The organism is Paraburkholderia sediminicola (genome assembly GCF_046027355.1).
Taxonomy (GTDB): Bacteria; Pseudomonadota; Gammaproteobacteria; order Burkholderiales; family Burkholderiaceae; genus Paraburkholderia; species Paraburkholderia sediminicola_B.
The window spans coordinates 98157-113734 of record NZ_JAQQEK010000009.1; the positions used below are offsets into that span (position 1 = coordinate 98157).

The window sequence follows — 15578 nt, forward strand, 5'->3', positions numbered from 1 at the left end:
GTGCCTATAGTCAGATGTCTATAGTCATAATTATAAGATGGAAATAGAAATATCTATAGCGGTCGATATAGACGCATCTATTTATGCGCGGGACTCTGCCGAATCCACTTTCCCCGGCGACACCGCCCCACACGCCCGAATCACCAACTGCACCACTTCCTCCGTCGTCGCATCAAACGCCTTCTGCGTCAACGCACGCTTACCTTTAAGCGCGCGAATCTGAGCATCAAAGTCGGCATAGTGCTGAGTCGTCGCCCAGATCATATACATCAGCGTTTGCGCATTCACCGGCGCGAGCAGCCCACGCGCGATCCAGTCATCGATCACCTTCACGCGGCTATCGAGCCACGGCTTCACGCGCTCCGTGAGAATGTCCTCCATGTGCTCAGCGCCGTGAATGATCTCGCTCGCCCACACCTTCGAACCGAGCGGACGGCGACGCGACAATTCCATTTTCGCGCGCACGTACCCGCCGATCGCTTCGACCGGATCGTCGCTGCATTCGAACGTATCCGCCGCGCGATGCCAGTCTTCGAACAGGTCTTCCAGCACGCGCCGGTATAGCGCGAGCTTTGTTGGGAAGTAGTAATGCACGTTAGCTTTCGGTAAGCCCGCACGCTCCGCGATCATCGCGGTGCTGGTGCCGTCGAGTCCGCGCTCGGCAAAAACCGCCTCGGCGCACGCCAGAAGATGGGCTTCATTCGACTCGCGAATGTGCGCCTTGCGCCGCCGCAAAGGTGCGCGTGTTTCCTCGTTTTCCGTGATGTCGGCCGCCACGTCGTCGTCTCTCATGTTCGCCTTCGGCGGCATGGGTGCCGCGTCGCGCTTCATTCTAGTCGTTTGGCGCGCTGCCCACACGGGCATTCGCTACACGTGGCAACCGCATGCTGCAATGCAATGGCACGCTTCTCGCTATGTTTCCCACCGCACGAAAGGTATTGATTTGGTGAGCTTAATCGTCTACAACCTGTCCAACTGGACAGGATTGGAAGAGCGGCCGATGCCCCAGGGTTTGCCCTCTGTATAAGAGGCGATCGAAGGTGTCGAGCGTGCACCGCCCCCGTGCGGACACGCCCCAAAACACGCCGCCGATGCACCAGTTTCATGTCGGTTCACCGAAAGGAGCGAGACGAATGAATGCGGTATCCGAAGCGCTGAAGAACGCAGAACCCACCACGTCGATCAAGGTCGACGGCAAGCGTTTGTGGGACAGCCTGATGACGATGGCGAAGATCGGCGCAACGCCCAAAGGCGGCGTCTGCCGCCTGGCGCTCACCGACCTCGACAAGGAAGGACGCGACTTGATCGTCAGTTGGGCGAAGGACGCCGGCTGCACGGTCAGTGTCGACCAGATGGGCAATGTGTTCATGCGCCGCGCCGGGCGCAATCCCGATGCGCTGCCGGTCATGACCGGTTCGCACGCCGACTCGCAGCCGACCGGCGGCCGCTTCGACGGCATCTACGGCGTGCTGGGCGGGCTCGAAGTGATTCGGAGTCTGAACGACCATGGCATCGAGACGGAGCATCCGGTCGAAGTGGTGATCTGGACCAACGAGGAAGGCTCGCGCTTCGCGCCCGCGATGGTGGCGTCGGGCGTGTTCGCCGGCGTGTTCACGCTCGACTACGGCCTGTCGCGCAAGGACGTGGACGGCAAGACCATCGGCGAGGAACTCAAACGCATCGGCTATGCGGGCGATGTTCCGTGCGGCGGACGGCCGCTGCACGCGGCGTTCGAGTTGCATATCGAACAGGGCCCGATTCTCGAAGCCGAACAGAAAACCATTGGCGTGGTGACCGACGCGCAAGGTCAGCGCTGGTACGAAATCACGCTGACAGGGCAGGAGGCTCACGCGGGTCCGACGCCCATGCCGCGCCGTCGCGACGCGTTGCTCGGCGCCGCGCGCGTGGTCGATCTGGTCAATCGCATTGGTCTCGACAACGCGCCGTTCGGTTGCGCGACGGTCGGCATGATGCAGGTCTATCCGAACTCGCGCAACGTGATTCCGGGCCGCGTGTTCTTCACCGTCGATTTCCGTCATCCGGACGATGCGGTGCTCGCAAAGATGGATGCCGCGTTGCGCAAAGGCGTGGCCGATATCGCGAACGGCATCGGTCTGGAAACCGAACTCGAGCAGATCTTTTATTACGCGCCAGTCGCATTCGACGAAGCCTGCGTGAAGTCGGTGCGCGCGGCGGCCGAACGCTTCGGTTATCCGCATCGCAACATGGTGTCCGGTGCGGGACACGATGCCTGTTATCTGTCGCAAGTCGCGCCGACCTCGATGGTGTTCGTGCCGTGCGTGGACGGCATTAGTCACAACGAGATCGAGGACGCCACCTTCGAATGGATCGAAGCCGGCGCCAACGTGTTGCTGCACGCCATGCTGGAACGTGCGTGCGAGCCGGTTTCATAACGCTTTAGCGGTTGCGGTCGTTTCACCCGCTTCACCGTAGTGCCCATAAAACATGCCGTCCCGGCTCCGCTTTGGCGCGGCCGGCAGGAGCGGCTACGTCCTCACATCGAAGAAGGAACGAGTATGGCCATCAAGCAAACCGGCGACATTGCCGCTCAGCGGCTATCGCCCGAGCAGCTTTCGTGCGAGTTCTCCGACATCGCGCCCTTGCTCGACGCAAGCGCCGCGGCCGCGGCGGCGAGCCGCTGCCACTACTGTTACGACGCGCCGTGCGTGAACGCCTGCCCGACGCAGATCGACATTCCCAGCTTCATCCGCAAGATCAGTAACGGCAATCTGAAGGGCGCGGCCGTGGACATTCTGTCAGCCAACCCGCTGGGCGGCATGTGCTCGCGCGTCTGCCCGACGGAGATTCTTTGCGAAGGCGCGTGCGTGCGTAACCATCAGGATGCGAAGCCGGTAGCGATCGGCGCGCTGCAACGTCACGCCACCGATTGGGCGATGGCACGCGGCGAAGTGCTTTTCAAGCGCGCGGCTGAAACCGGACGACACGTCGCGGTGGTCGGCGCGGGTCCGGCGGGACTTGCGTGCGCGCACCGGCTTGCGCTGGACGGGCACAACGTGACGATCTACGACGCACATGAAAAGGCCGGCGGTTTGAATGAATACGGCATTGCCGCCTATAAAACGGTCGACGATTTTGCGCAGCGTGAAGTGGAATGGTTGTGCTCGGTCGGCGGTATCGACATCAAACACGGCGTCGCGCTTGGACGCGATGTCGACCTGGACACGCTGCGCAAGCAACACGACGCGGTGTTCCTCGCGATCGGCCTCACAGGCGTGCGGGCGCTTGCGATGGAAGGCGAAGACCTCGGCGGCGTGATGAACGCGGTGGAATTCATCGAACAGGTACGCAGCGCGAGCGACCTCGGCACCGTTCCGGTCGGCCGCCGCGTGGTCGTGATCGGCGGCGGCAATACGGCAGTGGACGCGGCCGTGCAAAGCCACAAGCTCGGCGCGACGTCGGTGACGATGGTGTACCGGCGCGGCGTCGAAGCAATGAGCGCCACGTGGGCCGAGCGCGACTTCGCGCAGACCAGCGGCGTCACGCTCGTCACGCACGCCACGCCGATGCGTTTGATCGGCGACGGCGGCGTGGTCACGGGCGTCGAATTCGCGCGCACATCGCGTGAAGGTGGAGAGGAGCGCTTCATGGTCGAAGCCGACATGGTGCTCAAGGCGATCGGTCAAACGCTGGTGCCGGTCGGCATCGAGCGTGAATTGCTGACGCTGGACGACAGCCGTATCGCGGTCGACGCGAATGGCCAGACTTCGCTGGCAGGCGTATGGGCTGGTGGCGATTGCGCGGCCACTGGCGGCATCGACCTCACGGTGCAAGCGGTGCAGGACGGCAAGGTTGCCGCTGCCGCTATCGACGCGCAATTCGCTCGCACAGCGGCGAAAGCCGCTTGAAGCGAATCAAGCCAAGTCACGTATCGAAACAGACAAAAAACAGCAGTCCCCAAGGAGCCGAACATGGCCGATCTGCGCTGTACGATTGCCGGCATCACTTCGCCGAATCCCTTCTGGCTCGCCTCCGCGCCGCCGACCGACAAAGCCTATAACGTGAACCGTGCGTTTGAAGCGGGCTGGGGCGGCGTGGTGTGGAAGACGCTCGGTCTCGACCCGCATGTGGTGAACGTCAGTTCGCGCTACGGCGCGGTGCAATGGAACGGTCAGCGTATCGCGGGCCTGAACAACATCGAACTGATCACCGACCGTCCGCTCGACGTGAATCTGAAGGAAATCGCGCAAGTCAAACGCGATTGGCCGGACCGCGCGATGATCGTCTCGCTGATGGTGCCGTGCAACGAACGCGACTGGAAGTGGATTCTGCCGCTCGTCGAAGACACCGGCGCGGATGCGGTCGAACTGAATTTCGGCTGTCCGCACGGCATGAGCGAGCGTGGCATGGGCGCGGCCGTTGGCCAGGTGCCCGAGTATGTCGAGATGGTCACGCGCTGGGTGAAGGAAGGCACCAGGCTGCCATGCCTCGTCAAACTGACGCCGAATATCAGCGACATTCGCCTCGGCTCGCGTGCGGCGTACAAGGGCGGCGCGGATGGCGTGTCGCTGATCAACACGATCAACTCGATCGTCGCCGTCGATCTGGATGCGATGTCGCCGTTGCCGATGGTCGATGGCAAAGGCACGCACGGCGGCTACTGCGGCCCGGCCGTGAAGCCGATCGCGCTGAACATGGTCGCGGAAATCGCACGCGACGTGGAAACGCCGAATCTGCCGATCTCCGGCATCGGCGGGATCTCTTCATGGCGCGACGCCGCCGAATTCATGGTGCTGGGCGCGGGCAGCGTGCAGGTTTGCACGGCGGCGATGCACTACGGATTCCGTATCGTTTCCGACCTCGCCGACGGCCTCTCCAACTGGATGGACGAAAAAGGCTACGCGACGCTCGACGATATTCGCGGCCGCGCCGTGCCCAACGTCACCGACTGGAAGTACCTGAACCTCAAATATGACATCAAGGCGCGCATCGATCAGGACAAGTGCATCCAGTGCGGCCTGTGCCATATCGCCTGCGAGGACACGGCTCACCAGGCGATCATGAAAGAAAAAGATGGCGTCCGGCATTTTGAAGTGATGGACTCCGAATGTGTCGGCTGCAATCTGTGCATGCACGTGTGTCCGGTCGAACAGTGCATCACGATGGAGCGTGTGGACAACGGCGAATACGCGAACTGGACCACGCATCCGAACAACCCGGCACGCGTGGGCGCGGAGCAGAGCGCAACGGCGGACACGGCCGAAACCGCGGAGCACGCTCATGCGCATGCGGCAAAAGCCGCCTGAAACAGGACGTGGTTGAAGCAAACTGAAACAAACGCAGCGCTAGTACTGAACCTGTCATTCCCCCAAAGGCCCGACGCGCCACCAGAAACCGCGCGGGCCTCAACGATCGAGTGGAGATCTTTAGATGAAGCAGACAGCGCAACCCGCCGACCCGCAGTTCGCGGCCGGCGCGCAGAGCAGCAGTCTTTACAACGACGACCTGGCACCCACCGGCGTCGCGCAGCGCACCTGGAAGTGGTATCACTTCGCCGCGCTGTGGGTCGGCATGGTGATGAACATCGCGTCGTACATGCTCGCCGCCGGTTTGACGGAAGAGGGCATGTCGCCGTGGCAGGCCGTGATCACCGTGCTGCTCGGCAATCTGATCGTGCTGGTGCCGATGCTGCTGATCGGCCACGCGGGCGCGAAGCACGGCATTCCGTACGCGGTGCTGGTGCGCTCGTCTTTCGGCACGCAGGGCGCCAAACTGCCGGCGATGCTGCGCGCCATCGTCGCCTGCGGCTGGTATGGAATCCAGACGTGGCTCGGCGGCAGCGCGATCTACACGCTGCTCAACATTCTCACCGGCAACGCGCTGCACGGCGCGGCCTTGCCGTTTCTCGACATTTCGCTCGCGCAGCTCGCGTGCTTTCTAGTGTTCTGGGCGCTGCAGATCTACTTCATCGTGCACGGCACCGATTCGATTCGCTGGCTCGAAAGCTGGTCCGCGCCGATCAAGATCGTGATGTGCATTGCGCTGGTGTGGTGGGCGACGTCGAAAGCGGGCGGTCTGGGCTCGATGCTGTCGGCGCCGTCGCAATTCGTGCCGGGCGGCAAGAAAGAAGGCCTGTTCTGGGTCACGTTCTGGCCCGGCCTCACGGCCATGGTCGGCTTCTGGGCCACGCTCGCGCTGAATATCCCCGACTTCACACGCTTTGCCAGAACGCAGCGCGATCAGATCATCGGCCAGTCGGTCGGCTTGCCGGTGCCGATGGCGTTGCTTTCAGTGATCTCGGTGGTCGTCACGTCGGCGACGGTGGTGATCTACGGCAAGGCGATCTGGGATCCGATCGACCTGACGAGCCGCATGACCGGCATCGGCGTGGGCGTCGCGCTGATCATCCTGACGCTCGACACCATGTGCTGCAATCTCGCGGCAAATCTCGTCGGCCCGGCTTACGATTTTTCGAGCCTGTGGCCCAAGGGCATTTCGTATCGCGTGGGCGGCATGATTACCGCGACCATCGCGATCGTGATGATGCCGTGGAAGATTCTCGCCACCACGCAGGGCTATATCTTCACGTGGCTGGTCGGCTACTCGGCCTTGCTGGGTCCGGTCGCGGGCATTCTGATGGTCGACTATTTCCTGATTCGCGGCACCCGGCTCGACACGCGTGAACTGTTCGACGAACACGGCGAATACAGCTACACCGGCGGCTGGAATATCGGCGCGGTGGTCGCGCTGGTGATCGGCGTGCTGCCGAATCTGCCGGGCTTTTTGCACACCGCATTTCCGGCGTCGTTCCCGAATGTGCCGGCGATCTTCAACACGCTCTATACGTATGCCTGGTTTGTTGGACTCGCTTTGGCGTCGATCGTATACAGCGCGTGGATGAAGCTCAGCAAGGGACCGAGTGCGCGCGTGGCGAGTGCATGAGATGGGCGCATGAGCATCAACGAAACGAAGTACGTAGCACCGAAACCAGCAGTTCATAAGGAGGCGGCAACATGACGACCCTGATTCGCGGCGGCACGATTATCGACGCGGAGAACACGTATCGTGCGGACGTGTTGTGTGCGGACCCGCAGGACGGCGGCACGATCCTGCAGATCGGAGCGGACCTGGAGGCGCCGGCCGGCGCCACGATCGTCGATGCGGGCGGGCAGTATGTGATGCCCGGCGGCATCGATCCGCACACGCATATGGAATTGCCGTTCATGGGCACCACGGCGAGCGACGATTTCTACACGGGCACGGCGGCGGGTTTATCGGGTGGCACCACGAGCATCATCGACTTCGTGATTCCGAGCCCGAAGCAACCGCTGATGGACGCCTTCAAGGAATGGCGCGGCTGGGCCGAGAAAGCATCGGCGGACTACGGCTTTCACGTCGCGGTGACGTGGTGGGACGATTCGGTCTATCGCGACATGGGCACGCTGGTGCACGAACACGGCGTGTCGAGCTTCAAGCACTTCATGGCCTACAAGAACGCGATCATGGCCGACGACGAAGTGCTGGTGAACAGCTTCTCGCGCTCGCTCGAACTCGGCGCGCTGCCTACGGTGCATGCGGAAAACGGAGAGCTGGTGTTCCAGTTGCAGCGTCAGTTGCTGGCGAAAGGCTTTACGGGCCCGGAGGCGCATCCGTTGTCGCGGCCGCCGGAAGTGGAGGGCGAAGCGGCCAATCGCGCGATCCGGATCGCGCAGGTGCTGGGCGTGCCGGTGTATATCGTGCACGTGTCCTCAAAGGACGCAGTCGACGCGATTGCCCGCGCGCGCAGCGAAGGTCTGCGCGTGTTCGGCGAAGTGTTGCCGGGCCATCTGGTGATCGACGAAGCGGTGTATCGCGATCCCGACTGGACCCGCGCGGCGGCCCACGTGATGAGCCCGCCGTTCCGCTCGGCCGAGCATCGTGAGGCGCTGTGGCGCGGTTTGCAAGCCGGGCAGTTGCACACCACGGCGACTGACCACTGCGTGTTCTGCGCGTCGCAGAAGGCCATGGGCCGCGAGGACTTCACGAAGATCCCGAACGGCTGCGGCGGCGTGGAAGACCGCATGGCGGTGCTCTGGCATCACGGCGTGAACTCGGGGCGTCTCACGCCGAACGAGTTCGTGCGCATTACGTCGACGAATGCCGCGCAGATCTTCAACCTGTATCCACGCAAGGGCGCGGTGCGGGTCGGCGCGGATGCCGACCTCGTGGTGTGGGACCCGAACGCGAGCAAAACGATTTCGGTGAAGACGCATCATCAGAAGGTCGACTTCAACGTGTTCGAAGGCATGACGGTGCAAGGCGTGGCGATGCACACGCTCACGCGCGGCGCGCTCGCCTGGACCGACGGCGAACTGCGGGCCGTGCGCGGCGCCGGCCGTTACCTGAAGCGCCCGCCGAACGGCGCCTACTTCGACGCGATTCGCGTAGCCAACAAGCGCAAGGAGCCGCATCCGGTGGAGCGGTAAGCGATTCGCAATCCAACGGGCGGCGCCGTTTTCCAACGCGGCGCCGGCCGTTTTTCAATGCCGCGCGTTCGCCGCGGCAGCACCCCTCTCGCGTTTTCCCCGATGGCGCGCGGCATAGGTTCCGTGTTGCGATGCATCCCGCGTCTGTCCTATCTGCTGTAGAGTTGAAATCCACGTCACACCAGAGGCCTTGGCTGTTCGCTTAGCACGCAAGCGCATATCGATCGGAAACCTGATCCTTTGTAAAAACGCAGGCCGTTTGCTACAGTCCGCCCACTCTGCGGGCGCAAGCGCCGGCGGGGACTGTCCAACACAAGACTCAGCCACGGACGTGGCACATTTGACGGAGCCGCCTGATGAAATCGATTCGTTCCATTCTGCTGATCGCGTTGTTCCAGGCCGTGGCCGTGAGCTCCGCATTCGCCGCCGATGAACTTGCGCAGATCAAATCCGCCGGCGTATTCCGGATCGGCACCGAAGGCACCTATGCGCCGTTCACGTACCACGATGAATCGGGCAAGCTGACCGGCTTCGACGTCGAAATCGGCACGGCGATCGCGCAACGTCTTGGCGTCAAGCCGCAATTCGTCGAAGGCAAGTGGGACGGTCTGATCGCCGGTCTCGACGTGAACCGTTACGACGCGGTGATCAACGAAGTGGCCGTGACCGACGCGCGCAAGGCCAAATACGATTTCTCCGACCCGTACATCACTTCGCACGCGGCGCTGATCGTGCAGTCGAACAACACCACGATCAAGAACTTCGACGACCTGAAGGGCAAGAAGTCGGCCAACACGCTGACCAGCAACTTCGGCAAGATCGCGGCCGCGCACGGCGCGGAAGTCATCCCCGTGCAGGGCTTCAATGAGTCGATCGATCTGCTGACCTCGGGCCGCGTCGATGCCACGGTCAACGACTCGCTGTCGTTCCTCGACTTCAAAAAGCACAAGCCGGACGCGAAGGTGAAGATCGCCGCGCTCGATACGTCGAGCGACAGCAGCGACAAGTCCGCCGTGCTGATTCGCAAGGGCAGCCCGGAATTGCAGGCCGCGATCAACAAGGCGCTCGCCGACATCAAGAAAGACGGCACCTACGCGAAGATCTCGCAGAAGTATTTCGGCAAAGACGTCTCCCAGTAAACGCCTTCCGCGAGTCTGAATCATGCCGGCATGGTTGCATCTGATGGCGCAGTCGCTGTGGCCCCTGCTGTATGCGGGGCTCGTGTTTACCGTGCCGCTCACGCTGATATCGTTCGCGATCGGACTCGCGTTGGCGTTCCTCGTCGCGCTGGTGCGCCTGTTCGGGCCGAAGTGGGCCGTGGCGATCGTGCGCTTCTACGTGTGGCTGTTTCGCGGCTCGCCATTGCTCGTGCAACTGTTCGTGATCTTCTACGGCTTGCCGAACGTGGGCATCGTGCTCGATCCGTTGACGGCGGCGATCATCGGCTTCTCGCTGAATGTCGGCGCGTATAACTCCGAAGTGATACGCGGCGTGATCGAGTCGATTCCGAAAGGGCAGTGGGAGGCGGCGTATTCAATGGGGATGACGCGCGAGCAGGCGTTGCGTCGCGCGATCCTGCCGCAAGCGGCGCGCGTCGCGTTACCGCCGTTGTCCAATTCGTTTATCGCGCTGGTGAAGGACACCTCGTTGGCCGCGGTGCTGACCGTGCCTGAGGTGTTTCAGGCGGCGCAGCGGATCGCGTCGGTGACTTACGAGCCGCTGATTCTGTACACGGAAGCTGCACTGGTTTATCTGGTGTTCAGTTCGGTGTTGTCGTCGGCGCAAGTGAGGCTCGAGCGCAAGTTCGGCCGCCACGCACTTTTCCAGGCAGGCAACTGATGATCCGACTGGAAAAAATCGACAAGTACTTCGGCGGCCAGCAGGTACTCAACTCGGTCGATCTTCAACTCGCCTCGGGCAATGTCACCGCGTTGATCGGTCCGTCGGGCAGCGGCAAGAGCACACTCTTGCGTTGCGTGAATCTGCTCGAGATTCCCGAGTCCGGTTCGCTCGAACTCGGCGATCAGCGGCTGGAATTCAGCCGCGACCACCGGCCCTCGCGCGAAACGGTGCTGACGATTCGTCGCCGCACGGGCATGGTGTTTCAGAATTTCCAGCTCTTCCCGCATCTGACGGTGCGGCAGAACGTGATGGAAGGCCTGGTGACCGTGTTGAAGTGGGACAAGGACAAGGCGCGGGCTCGCGCGGATGAGTTGCTGGAGAAGGTCGGCATCGCGCAGAAGGCAGACGCATGGCCTTCGACGCTGTCCGGTGGTCAACAACAGCGTGTGGCGATTGCGCGGGCGTTGGCGCCATCGCCGGAAGTGCTGTTGTGCGATGAGCCGACCTCGGCGCTCGACCCTGGCCTCGCCGCGGAAGTGGTGGAGGTGCTCAAGCAGCTCGCCACCGAAGGCATGACCATGCTGATGGCCACGCACGATTTGCGGCTCGCCGCGACGATCGCGCGTGACGTGGTGTTTCTGAATAACGGCGTGGTGGTGGAGGCCGGGCCGTCGCGCGAGATCTTCATGCAGCCGCGTGCGCCGGAAACCGAGCGGTTCGTGTCGACGTTGACGCACAGTCTGCCGGATGAATGGACTCAATGAGGCGGATCTGAAATGCAATAACGCGGGATTGCCGCAATGCGGCGGGATAAAAAAGGGGGCGTCGTCAAAACGCCCCCTTCGCACATAACCGCTACAAATCTGTCACCGGCCGCAGAGAACCTTAGACGCCCACGCTCTCCGTGGCATCGTTCATCGCGGCGTCAAAGAAGCTTTCCTTCGCCTGCGTATTGACACGCGCATAAGCGCGATTCACGCCGCTGATCACCGCGCGAATCGACGCCGTCACCAGATTGGCATCGATGCCGACGCCGAACGCGCTGCCGGTCACATCGGCACCGGCCATTTCGGCGACCGCCACCGCGCGGGCATCCGCACCCTGCGTCAACGCGCGCTCTTCATAATGCTGAATCCGCACCGGCACGCCGATCGCGTGCATCAACGCGTCGAGCGGGCCATTGCCTTCGCCGGTCAACACGCGCCGCGTGCCGTTGATGTCGACCGTGAGTTTGATGTGCTCACGCCCTTCGCGTTCGGACAGGCTGTGGCCGACGTAGTGGATCGGCGCCGTGTTCTGCACATATTCCTGCTGGAACAATTCCCAGATCTGCGCGGACGTGACTTCCTGGCCGCTGTCGTCGGTGAAGCGCTGCACGGCCGAGCTGAAGTCCACCTGCAGGCGGCGCGGCAGCACGACGCCATAACCCTGCTCGAGCAAATAGGCAATGCCGCCTTTGCCCGACTGACTGTTCACGCGAATCACCGAATCGTACGTGCGGCCGAGATCGGCCGGATCGATCGGCATATAGGGCACTTCCCAGACCGCGTCCGGTTTCTGCACCGCGAAGCCCTTCTTGATTGCGTCCTGATGCGAGCCCGAGAAGGCCGTGAACACCAGATCGCCGACATACGGATGACGCGGATGGATCGGCAACTGCGTGCATTCTTCCGCGGTACGGGCGACTTCGTTGATGTTCGAGAAGTCGAGGCCCGGATCGACGCCCTGCGTGTACAGGTTCAACGCGAGCGTGACGAGGTCCACGTTGCCCGTGCGCTCGCCGTTGCCGAACAGGCAGCCCTCGATGCGATCCGCGCCGGCCATGACAGCGAGTTCAGCAGCCGCCACTGCGGTGCCACGATCGTTATGCGGATGCACGGAGATGAACAGCGAATCGCGGCGCTTGAGATTGCGGTGCATCCACTCGATCTGGTCCGCGTAGATATTCGGCGTGGACATTTCGACGGTGGCCGGCAGGTTGACGATGGCCTTGTGTTCCGGCGTCGGTTGCCAGATGTCGAACACGGCGTCGCAGACTTCCTTGGCGAATTCGATTTCGGTGCCGCTGAACACTTCCGGGCTGTACTGGAACGTGAAGCGCGTTTCCGGCGTGGCATCGGCGATGCGCTTCATCGTGCGGGCAGCGTTTTGCGCCAGTTCCTTCACGCCGCTCTTTTCCAGATTGAAGACGATCTTGCGGAATTCCGGCGCGGTCGCGTTGTACAGATGGACGATGGCGCGCGGCACGCCACGCAAGGATTCGAAGGTGCGCTCGATCAGGTCGTCGCGCGCTTGCGTCAAGACTTCGATCGTGACGTCGTCGGGGATATGGCCGCCTTCGATCAACTCACGCACGAAATTGAAGTCGGTCTGCGAAGCGGACGGAAACGCGACTTCGATTTCCTTGAAGCCGATCTGCACCAGCGTCTTGAACATGCGCGTCTTGCGCTGCGCGTCCATCGGCTCGAAGAGCGACTGATTGCCGTCGCGCAGGTCGGTGCTCATCCAGATCGGCGGGTGCGTGATGGTGCGCGACGGCCACTGGCGATCCGTCAAGTTGATGGGCTTGAACGAGCGGTATTTGGTTGCAGGGTTCTTCAACATTTTCATCATCCGTGGGTGAGACCAGATAGCTGGGAGTCGACCGGACGACGAAAAGACATAACTGGGCCGCCGGTCGGAAACCGGGGCTGGGTCAGTTACTGGGGAATTGAGCGGTGCTTCGGGTGGTTCAGATGGAAGCGCGCAGCAGCAGACCTAGCCCGGTAGAGGGGGCTAGTAGTAGCGATAGGATGGTCTGGGCGCGGTACATGGTGCGCAATAGGAACATATTATTGGGACGGCGTCAAGCGCCGTCCCCATGCGGAGCGAGATCAGTGCGCCGGTTTCACGAAGCGCAAGGTCATGCGGTCCGATTCACCGATGGCCGCATATTTGGCCCGATCGACGTCGCCGCCCTCGAAGGTCGGCGGCAATGACCAGACGCCGTTGGGGTAGTTTTTGGTGTCGCGCGGGTTGGCGTTGACTTCGCTCCTGCCGGCCAGTTCGAAGCCGGCCGCCCGCGCGTGCTCGATCACGTAGTCTTCCGTCACGTAGCCGGTGTCGATGGTCTGTTGCAGCGAGGTACCCGGCGCTGCACGGTGTTCCTCGACGCCGAGCACGCCGCCCGGTTTGAGCGCCGCATAGAAGGCGCGCAGGTTCGCGTCGATCTGACCGTCCTTGATCCAGTTATGGATATTGCGGAAGGTCAGCACCTCGTCGACGCTGGCATTGGCCGGAAAACCGCTGAACTGGCCGGCGTGCAGCGTGCCGACCACGACGTTGCCGTAGACGGCGGGCGTGGCCGCCAGTTTGCGCGCGAACGCGGCCCGATTGGCCTGTGCCTCCGCCGACGGCGCACCCTGCGGGCCGTCGTACTGCGCCTCGTAGAGCTTGCCGTGGTCGTGCAGATACGGCGCCAGGATCTCCGTGTACCAGCCGCCGCCCGGCGCAATCTCCAGCACGCTTTGCGACGGCGCGAGTTCGAAGAATTGCAGCGTTTCCTTCGGATGGCGGTAGACGTCGCGGGCGCGGGCCTTGTCGCCGCGCTGTGGTCCGGAGATTGCGGCATCGAGCTGTGCCGGACTGGCCGAAGCAGAGGCAGACGCTGACGCGGAAGTCGAGGCCGATGGGCCGGCGCAGGCCGCCAGCAGCAGCGTTGCGGTCAGTGCCGCGAGCGTGGTGCGCGGCGCGCGAGCTTGAAGATTGGGTCGAAGGTTCATGACGTCCATTATCGGGCGCGATCGCGCGGGAAGGAAATCGGTAATCGGCATAAGGATAGGTGCTCGCTGGATTTGCGTGGCTGCCGCCGCGGCCCGGAATAAAAGACCGTGCCCGCCAGTTTCGCTGTTTACCGCGACTTGCGCTTAGGTCGCCGAATCCGAAGCGCGGCGTGGCGCGTATAAATGGTGTGATCAGCGTTGGCTGTCGCGCGGGCTTGTTGTGTGTCGGGCGCGACTTGATCCCCTTCATTTCATTTTGCTGGAGGCAGGTATGAAACGAACATCGACGATGTCGCGGGTAGGGCGGGTTTTACTGTGCGCGGCCGCGTGCGCGATTGCGGCGCAGGCGGGGGCGCAGGGTCTGAGTCCGCAGGACGATATGAACGCGCCGCAAAACAGCACGCGTTTGATGCCGAATGCGGCGCGCGGCAGCGAATATCCGACGCACGGCAACCAGCAGGCAGGCGAAATGAACCTGAATCCGACCGACCCGCGCGCGCAACTGGTCAACGGTTTGCCGAATCACACCAATTCCGGCGGTTATGGTTCACCGCTCGCCGGCGTGCGCACCTACGTGCAACCGCAAATGCCGTCGAATTGATCGCTCGCGCGGACGACGGTCGTGCCGCATCGCGCGTTGGACTGCAGCGCATCCCTGCACAGACCGTGTTCTTCAATTGAGATTTTTTCGGATGATGGCCGCGTGTGGCCCACATACGGGCACGCGTCAGAGTCCGAACACGATCCGCAGCGTATCGTTCTGCGCGATCACCGCGACGCCGATGATCACCAGGATCAGCGGTAGCAGCGCGGTGCCATGGCGCCGGATCGGCGCGCCCAGCAACGGATGCTCCACGAGCCACACCGCGCCGGCGCACCAGAGCCCGATCATCACGATGAAGACGAGCGAGATGAACGCGCCCTCGCTGTGCGAATGGCTGGCGTACAAGGGCACATAGACGGCGAGATTGTCGGAACCGTTGGCGACGGCCACGCAGGCGATAGTCCACCAGGATGAGGTGCGGCGTGCGGGCGGTGGGGTGGTGGGAGCGGGCTGGCTCGCCTGATTCGCTGCCTTGGCCGCGTCAGGTGCACTAGCCGAATGCCCCGAGCTGGCCGGCCCGGACGATGCGCGTGGCCCCGTTCCGGTTCGCGCCGTTTCTTCCTGCTGTGCGTTGACGGGACCAAAGCGCTCCCACGCTTTGCCGAGCCCCACGCCGATCGGCAAAATGCCGAGCAAACCGACATAACCAGCCGGCAAGTGCTTGAGCAATGCGGCGAGCAGCATCGATCCCACGATCAAGGCCAGCGAGCCGGCATACTGCCCGGCGATCACTCGACGCCGCTCGTCGCCGGCTTCCGCCAGGAAGGCGAGCAGCACGAACAGGTTGTCGATGTTGGTGGCGGTGTAACCCGCGATGGCGAGCAGGGCAAGGCTGAACATGCGGGAAAGCCGGTCGGCACACAGTGAGAAAGCGTGACAAGGCGAAGCGATGTGCGTCGCGAAGCCCCGTCGCAAAGTCGGCAGCGC

Annotated in this window: 13 protein-coding genes; 9 read left to right on the top strand and 4 right to left on the bottom strand. The window is 62.8% G+C overall.

All coding sequences use genetic code 11. The features are described from left to right. Positions 1-81: 81 nt before the first annotated feature. Positions 82-831 carry a TetR/AcrR family transcriptional regulator gene (locus PQR42_RS17355; RefSeq protein WP_408228484.1) on the bottom strand — a complete coding sequence of 250 codons (750 nt, stop codon included), beginning with the start codon at positions 829-831 and terminating at the stop codon, positions 82-84. 302 nt (positions 832-1133) lie between these two features. On the opposite strand from PQR42_RS17355, the gene PQR42_RS17360 reads away from it, so the two are divergent. The 8 genes from PQR42_RS17360 (at position 1134) to PQR42_RS17395 (ending at position 11050) form a co-directional block, all read left to right on the top strand. Then, on the top strand, positions 1134-2414 hold the full coding sequence (locus tag PQR42_RS17360; RefSeq protein WP_408203531.1) for a Zn-dependent hydrolase: 1281 nt from the start codon (positions 1134-1136) through the stop codon (positions 2412-2414). Between the two features lie 123 nt (positions 2415-2537). After that, positions 2538-3887, top strand: a complete 1350-nt coding sequence (locus tag PQR42_RS17365) for an NAD(P)-dependent oxidoreductase (RefSeq protein ID WP_408387258.1) — start codon at positions 2538-2540, stop codon at positions 3885-3887. A 63-nt stretch (positions 3888-3950) separates the two neighbouring features. Next, entirely contained in the window at positions 3951-5285 is a 1335-nt protein-coding gene (gene preA, locus PQR42_RS17370; protein WP_408203535.1) for an NAD-dependent dihydropyrimidine dehydrogenase subunit PreA, read from the top strand. Between the two features lie 124 nt (positions 5286-5409). After that, a complete protein-coding gene (locus PQR42_RS17375) occupies positions 5410-6921 on the top strand; it encodes an NCS1 family nucleobase:cation symporter-1 (protein WP_408203537.1) in 1512 nt (503 codons plus the stop codon). A 71-nt stretch (positions 6922-6992) separates the two neighbouring features. Continuing rightward, complete coding sequence (hydA, locus tag PQR42_RS17380; RefSeq protein ID WP_132373747.1) at positions 6993-8444, top strand: dihydropyrimidinase; 1452 nt, start codon at positions 6993-6995, stop codon at positions 8442-8444. Positions 8445-8800: 356 nt separating this feature from the next. Beyond that, complete coding sequence (locus PQR42_RS17385) at positions 8801-9583, top strand: amino acid ABC transporter substrate-binding protein (protein WP_408203540.1); 783 nt, start codon at positions 8801-8803, stop codon at positions 9581-9583. Positions 9584-9605: 22 nt separating this feature from the next. After that, a complete protein-coding gene (locus PQR42_RS17390; protein WP_012433671.1) occupies positions 9606-10283 on the top strand; it encodes an amino acid ABC transporter permease in 678 nt (225 codons plus the stop codon). Beyond that, positions 10283-11050: an amino acid ABC transporter ATP-binding protein gene (locus PQR42_RS17395; RefSeq protein WP_408203544.1), complete on the top strand. Its 768-nt coding sequence runs from the start codon at positions 10283-10285 to the stop codon at positions 11048-11050. The genes PQR42_RS17390 and PQR42_RS17395 overlap by 1 nt, the downstream gene beginning before the upstream one ends. A gap of 121 nt (positions 11051-11171) precedes the next feature. Here the strand turns inward: PQR42_RS17395 and leuA are convergent, their stop codons facing one another. Continuing rightward, the gene (leuA, locus tag PQR42_RS17400) at positions 11172-12890 is read right to left on the bottom strand and encodes a 2-isopropylmalate synthase (RefSeq protein WP_408493683.1); all 1719 of its coding nucleotides are present in this window, start codon (positions 12888-12890) and stop codon (positions 11172-11174) included. 269 nt (positions 12891-13159) lie between these two features. Then, positions 13160-14056, bottom strand: coding sequence for a class I SAM-dependent methyltransferase (locus tag PQR42_RS17405; RefSeq protein WP_408387256.1), 897 nt, complete (start codon positions 14054-14056; stop codon positions 13160-13162). A 262-nt stretch (positions 14057-14318) separates the two neighbouring features. Between PQR42_RS17405 and PQR42_RS17410 the strand changes: the two genes are divergently transcribed. Then, the gene (locus PQR42_RS17410) at positions 14319-14648 is read left to right on the top strand and encodes a hypothetical protein (protein WP_408203551.1); all 330 of its coding nucleotides are present in this window, start codon (positions 14319-14321) and stop codon (positions 14646-14648) included. A 126-nt stretch (positions 14649-14774) separates the two neighbouring features. On the opposite strand, the gene PQR42_RS17415 is transcribed toward PQR42_RS17410, so the two are convergent. Then, positions 14775-15491, bottom strand: coding sequence for a cadmium resistance transporter (locus tag PQR42_RS17415; protein ID WP_408204313.1), 717 nt, complete (start codon positions 15489-15491; stop codon positions 14775-14777). Between the last annotated feature and the right edge of the window lie 87 nt (positions 15492-15578).

Coding starts and splice junctions, on each gene's coding strand:
- hydA (WP_132373747.1), top strand. CDS start 6,993: ATGACGACCCTGATTCGCGGCGGCACGATTATCGACGCGGAGAACACG.
- PQR42_RS17385 (WP_408203540.1), top strand. CDS start 8,801: ATGAAATCGATTCGTTCCATTCTGCTGATCGCGTTGTTCCAGGCCGTG.
- preA (WP_408203535.1), top strand. CDS start 3,951: ATGGCCGATCTGCGCTGTACGATTGCCGGCATCACTTCGCCGAATCCC.
- PQR42_RS17395 (WP_408203544.1), top strand. CDS start 10,283: ATGATCCGACTGGAAAAAATCGACAAGTACTTCGGCGGCCAGCAGGTA.
- PQR42_RS17375 (WP_408203537.1), top strand. CDS start 5,410: ATGAAGCAGACAGCGCAACCCGCCGACCCGCAGTTCGCGGCCGGCGCG.
- PQR42_RS17415 (WP_408204313.1), bottom strand. CDS start 15,491: ATGTTCAGCCTTGCCCTGCTCGCCATCGCGGGTTACACCGCCACCAAC.
- leuA (WP_408493683.1), bottom strand. CDS start 12,890: ATGTTGAAGAACCCTGCAACCAAATACCGCTCGTTCAAGCCCATCAAC.
- PQR42_RS17360 (WP_408203531.1), top strand. CDS start 1,134: ATGAATGCGGTATCCGAAGCGCTGAAGAACGCAGAACCCACCACGTCG.
- PQR42_RS17365 (WP_408387258.1), top strand. CDS start 2,538: ATGGCCATCAAGCAAACCGGCGACATTGCCGCTCAGCGGCTATCGCCC.
- PQR42_RS17355 (WP_408228484.1), bottom strand. CDS start 831: ATGAAGCGCGACGCGGCACCCATGCCGCCGAAGGCGAACATGAGAGAC.
- PQR42_RS17390 (WP_012433671.1), top strand. CDS start 9,606: ATGCCGGCATGGTTGCATCTGATGGCGCAGTCGCTGTGGCCCCTGCTG.
- PQR42_RS17405 (WP_408387256.1), bottom strand. CDS start 14,056: ATGGACGTCATGAACCTTCGACCCAATCTTCAAGCTCGCGCGCCGCGC.
- PQR42_RS17410 (WP_408203551.1), top strand. CDS start 14,319: ATGAAACGAACATCGACGATGTCGCGGGTAGGGCGGGTTTTACTGTGC.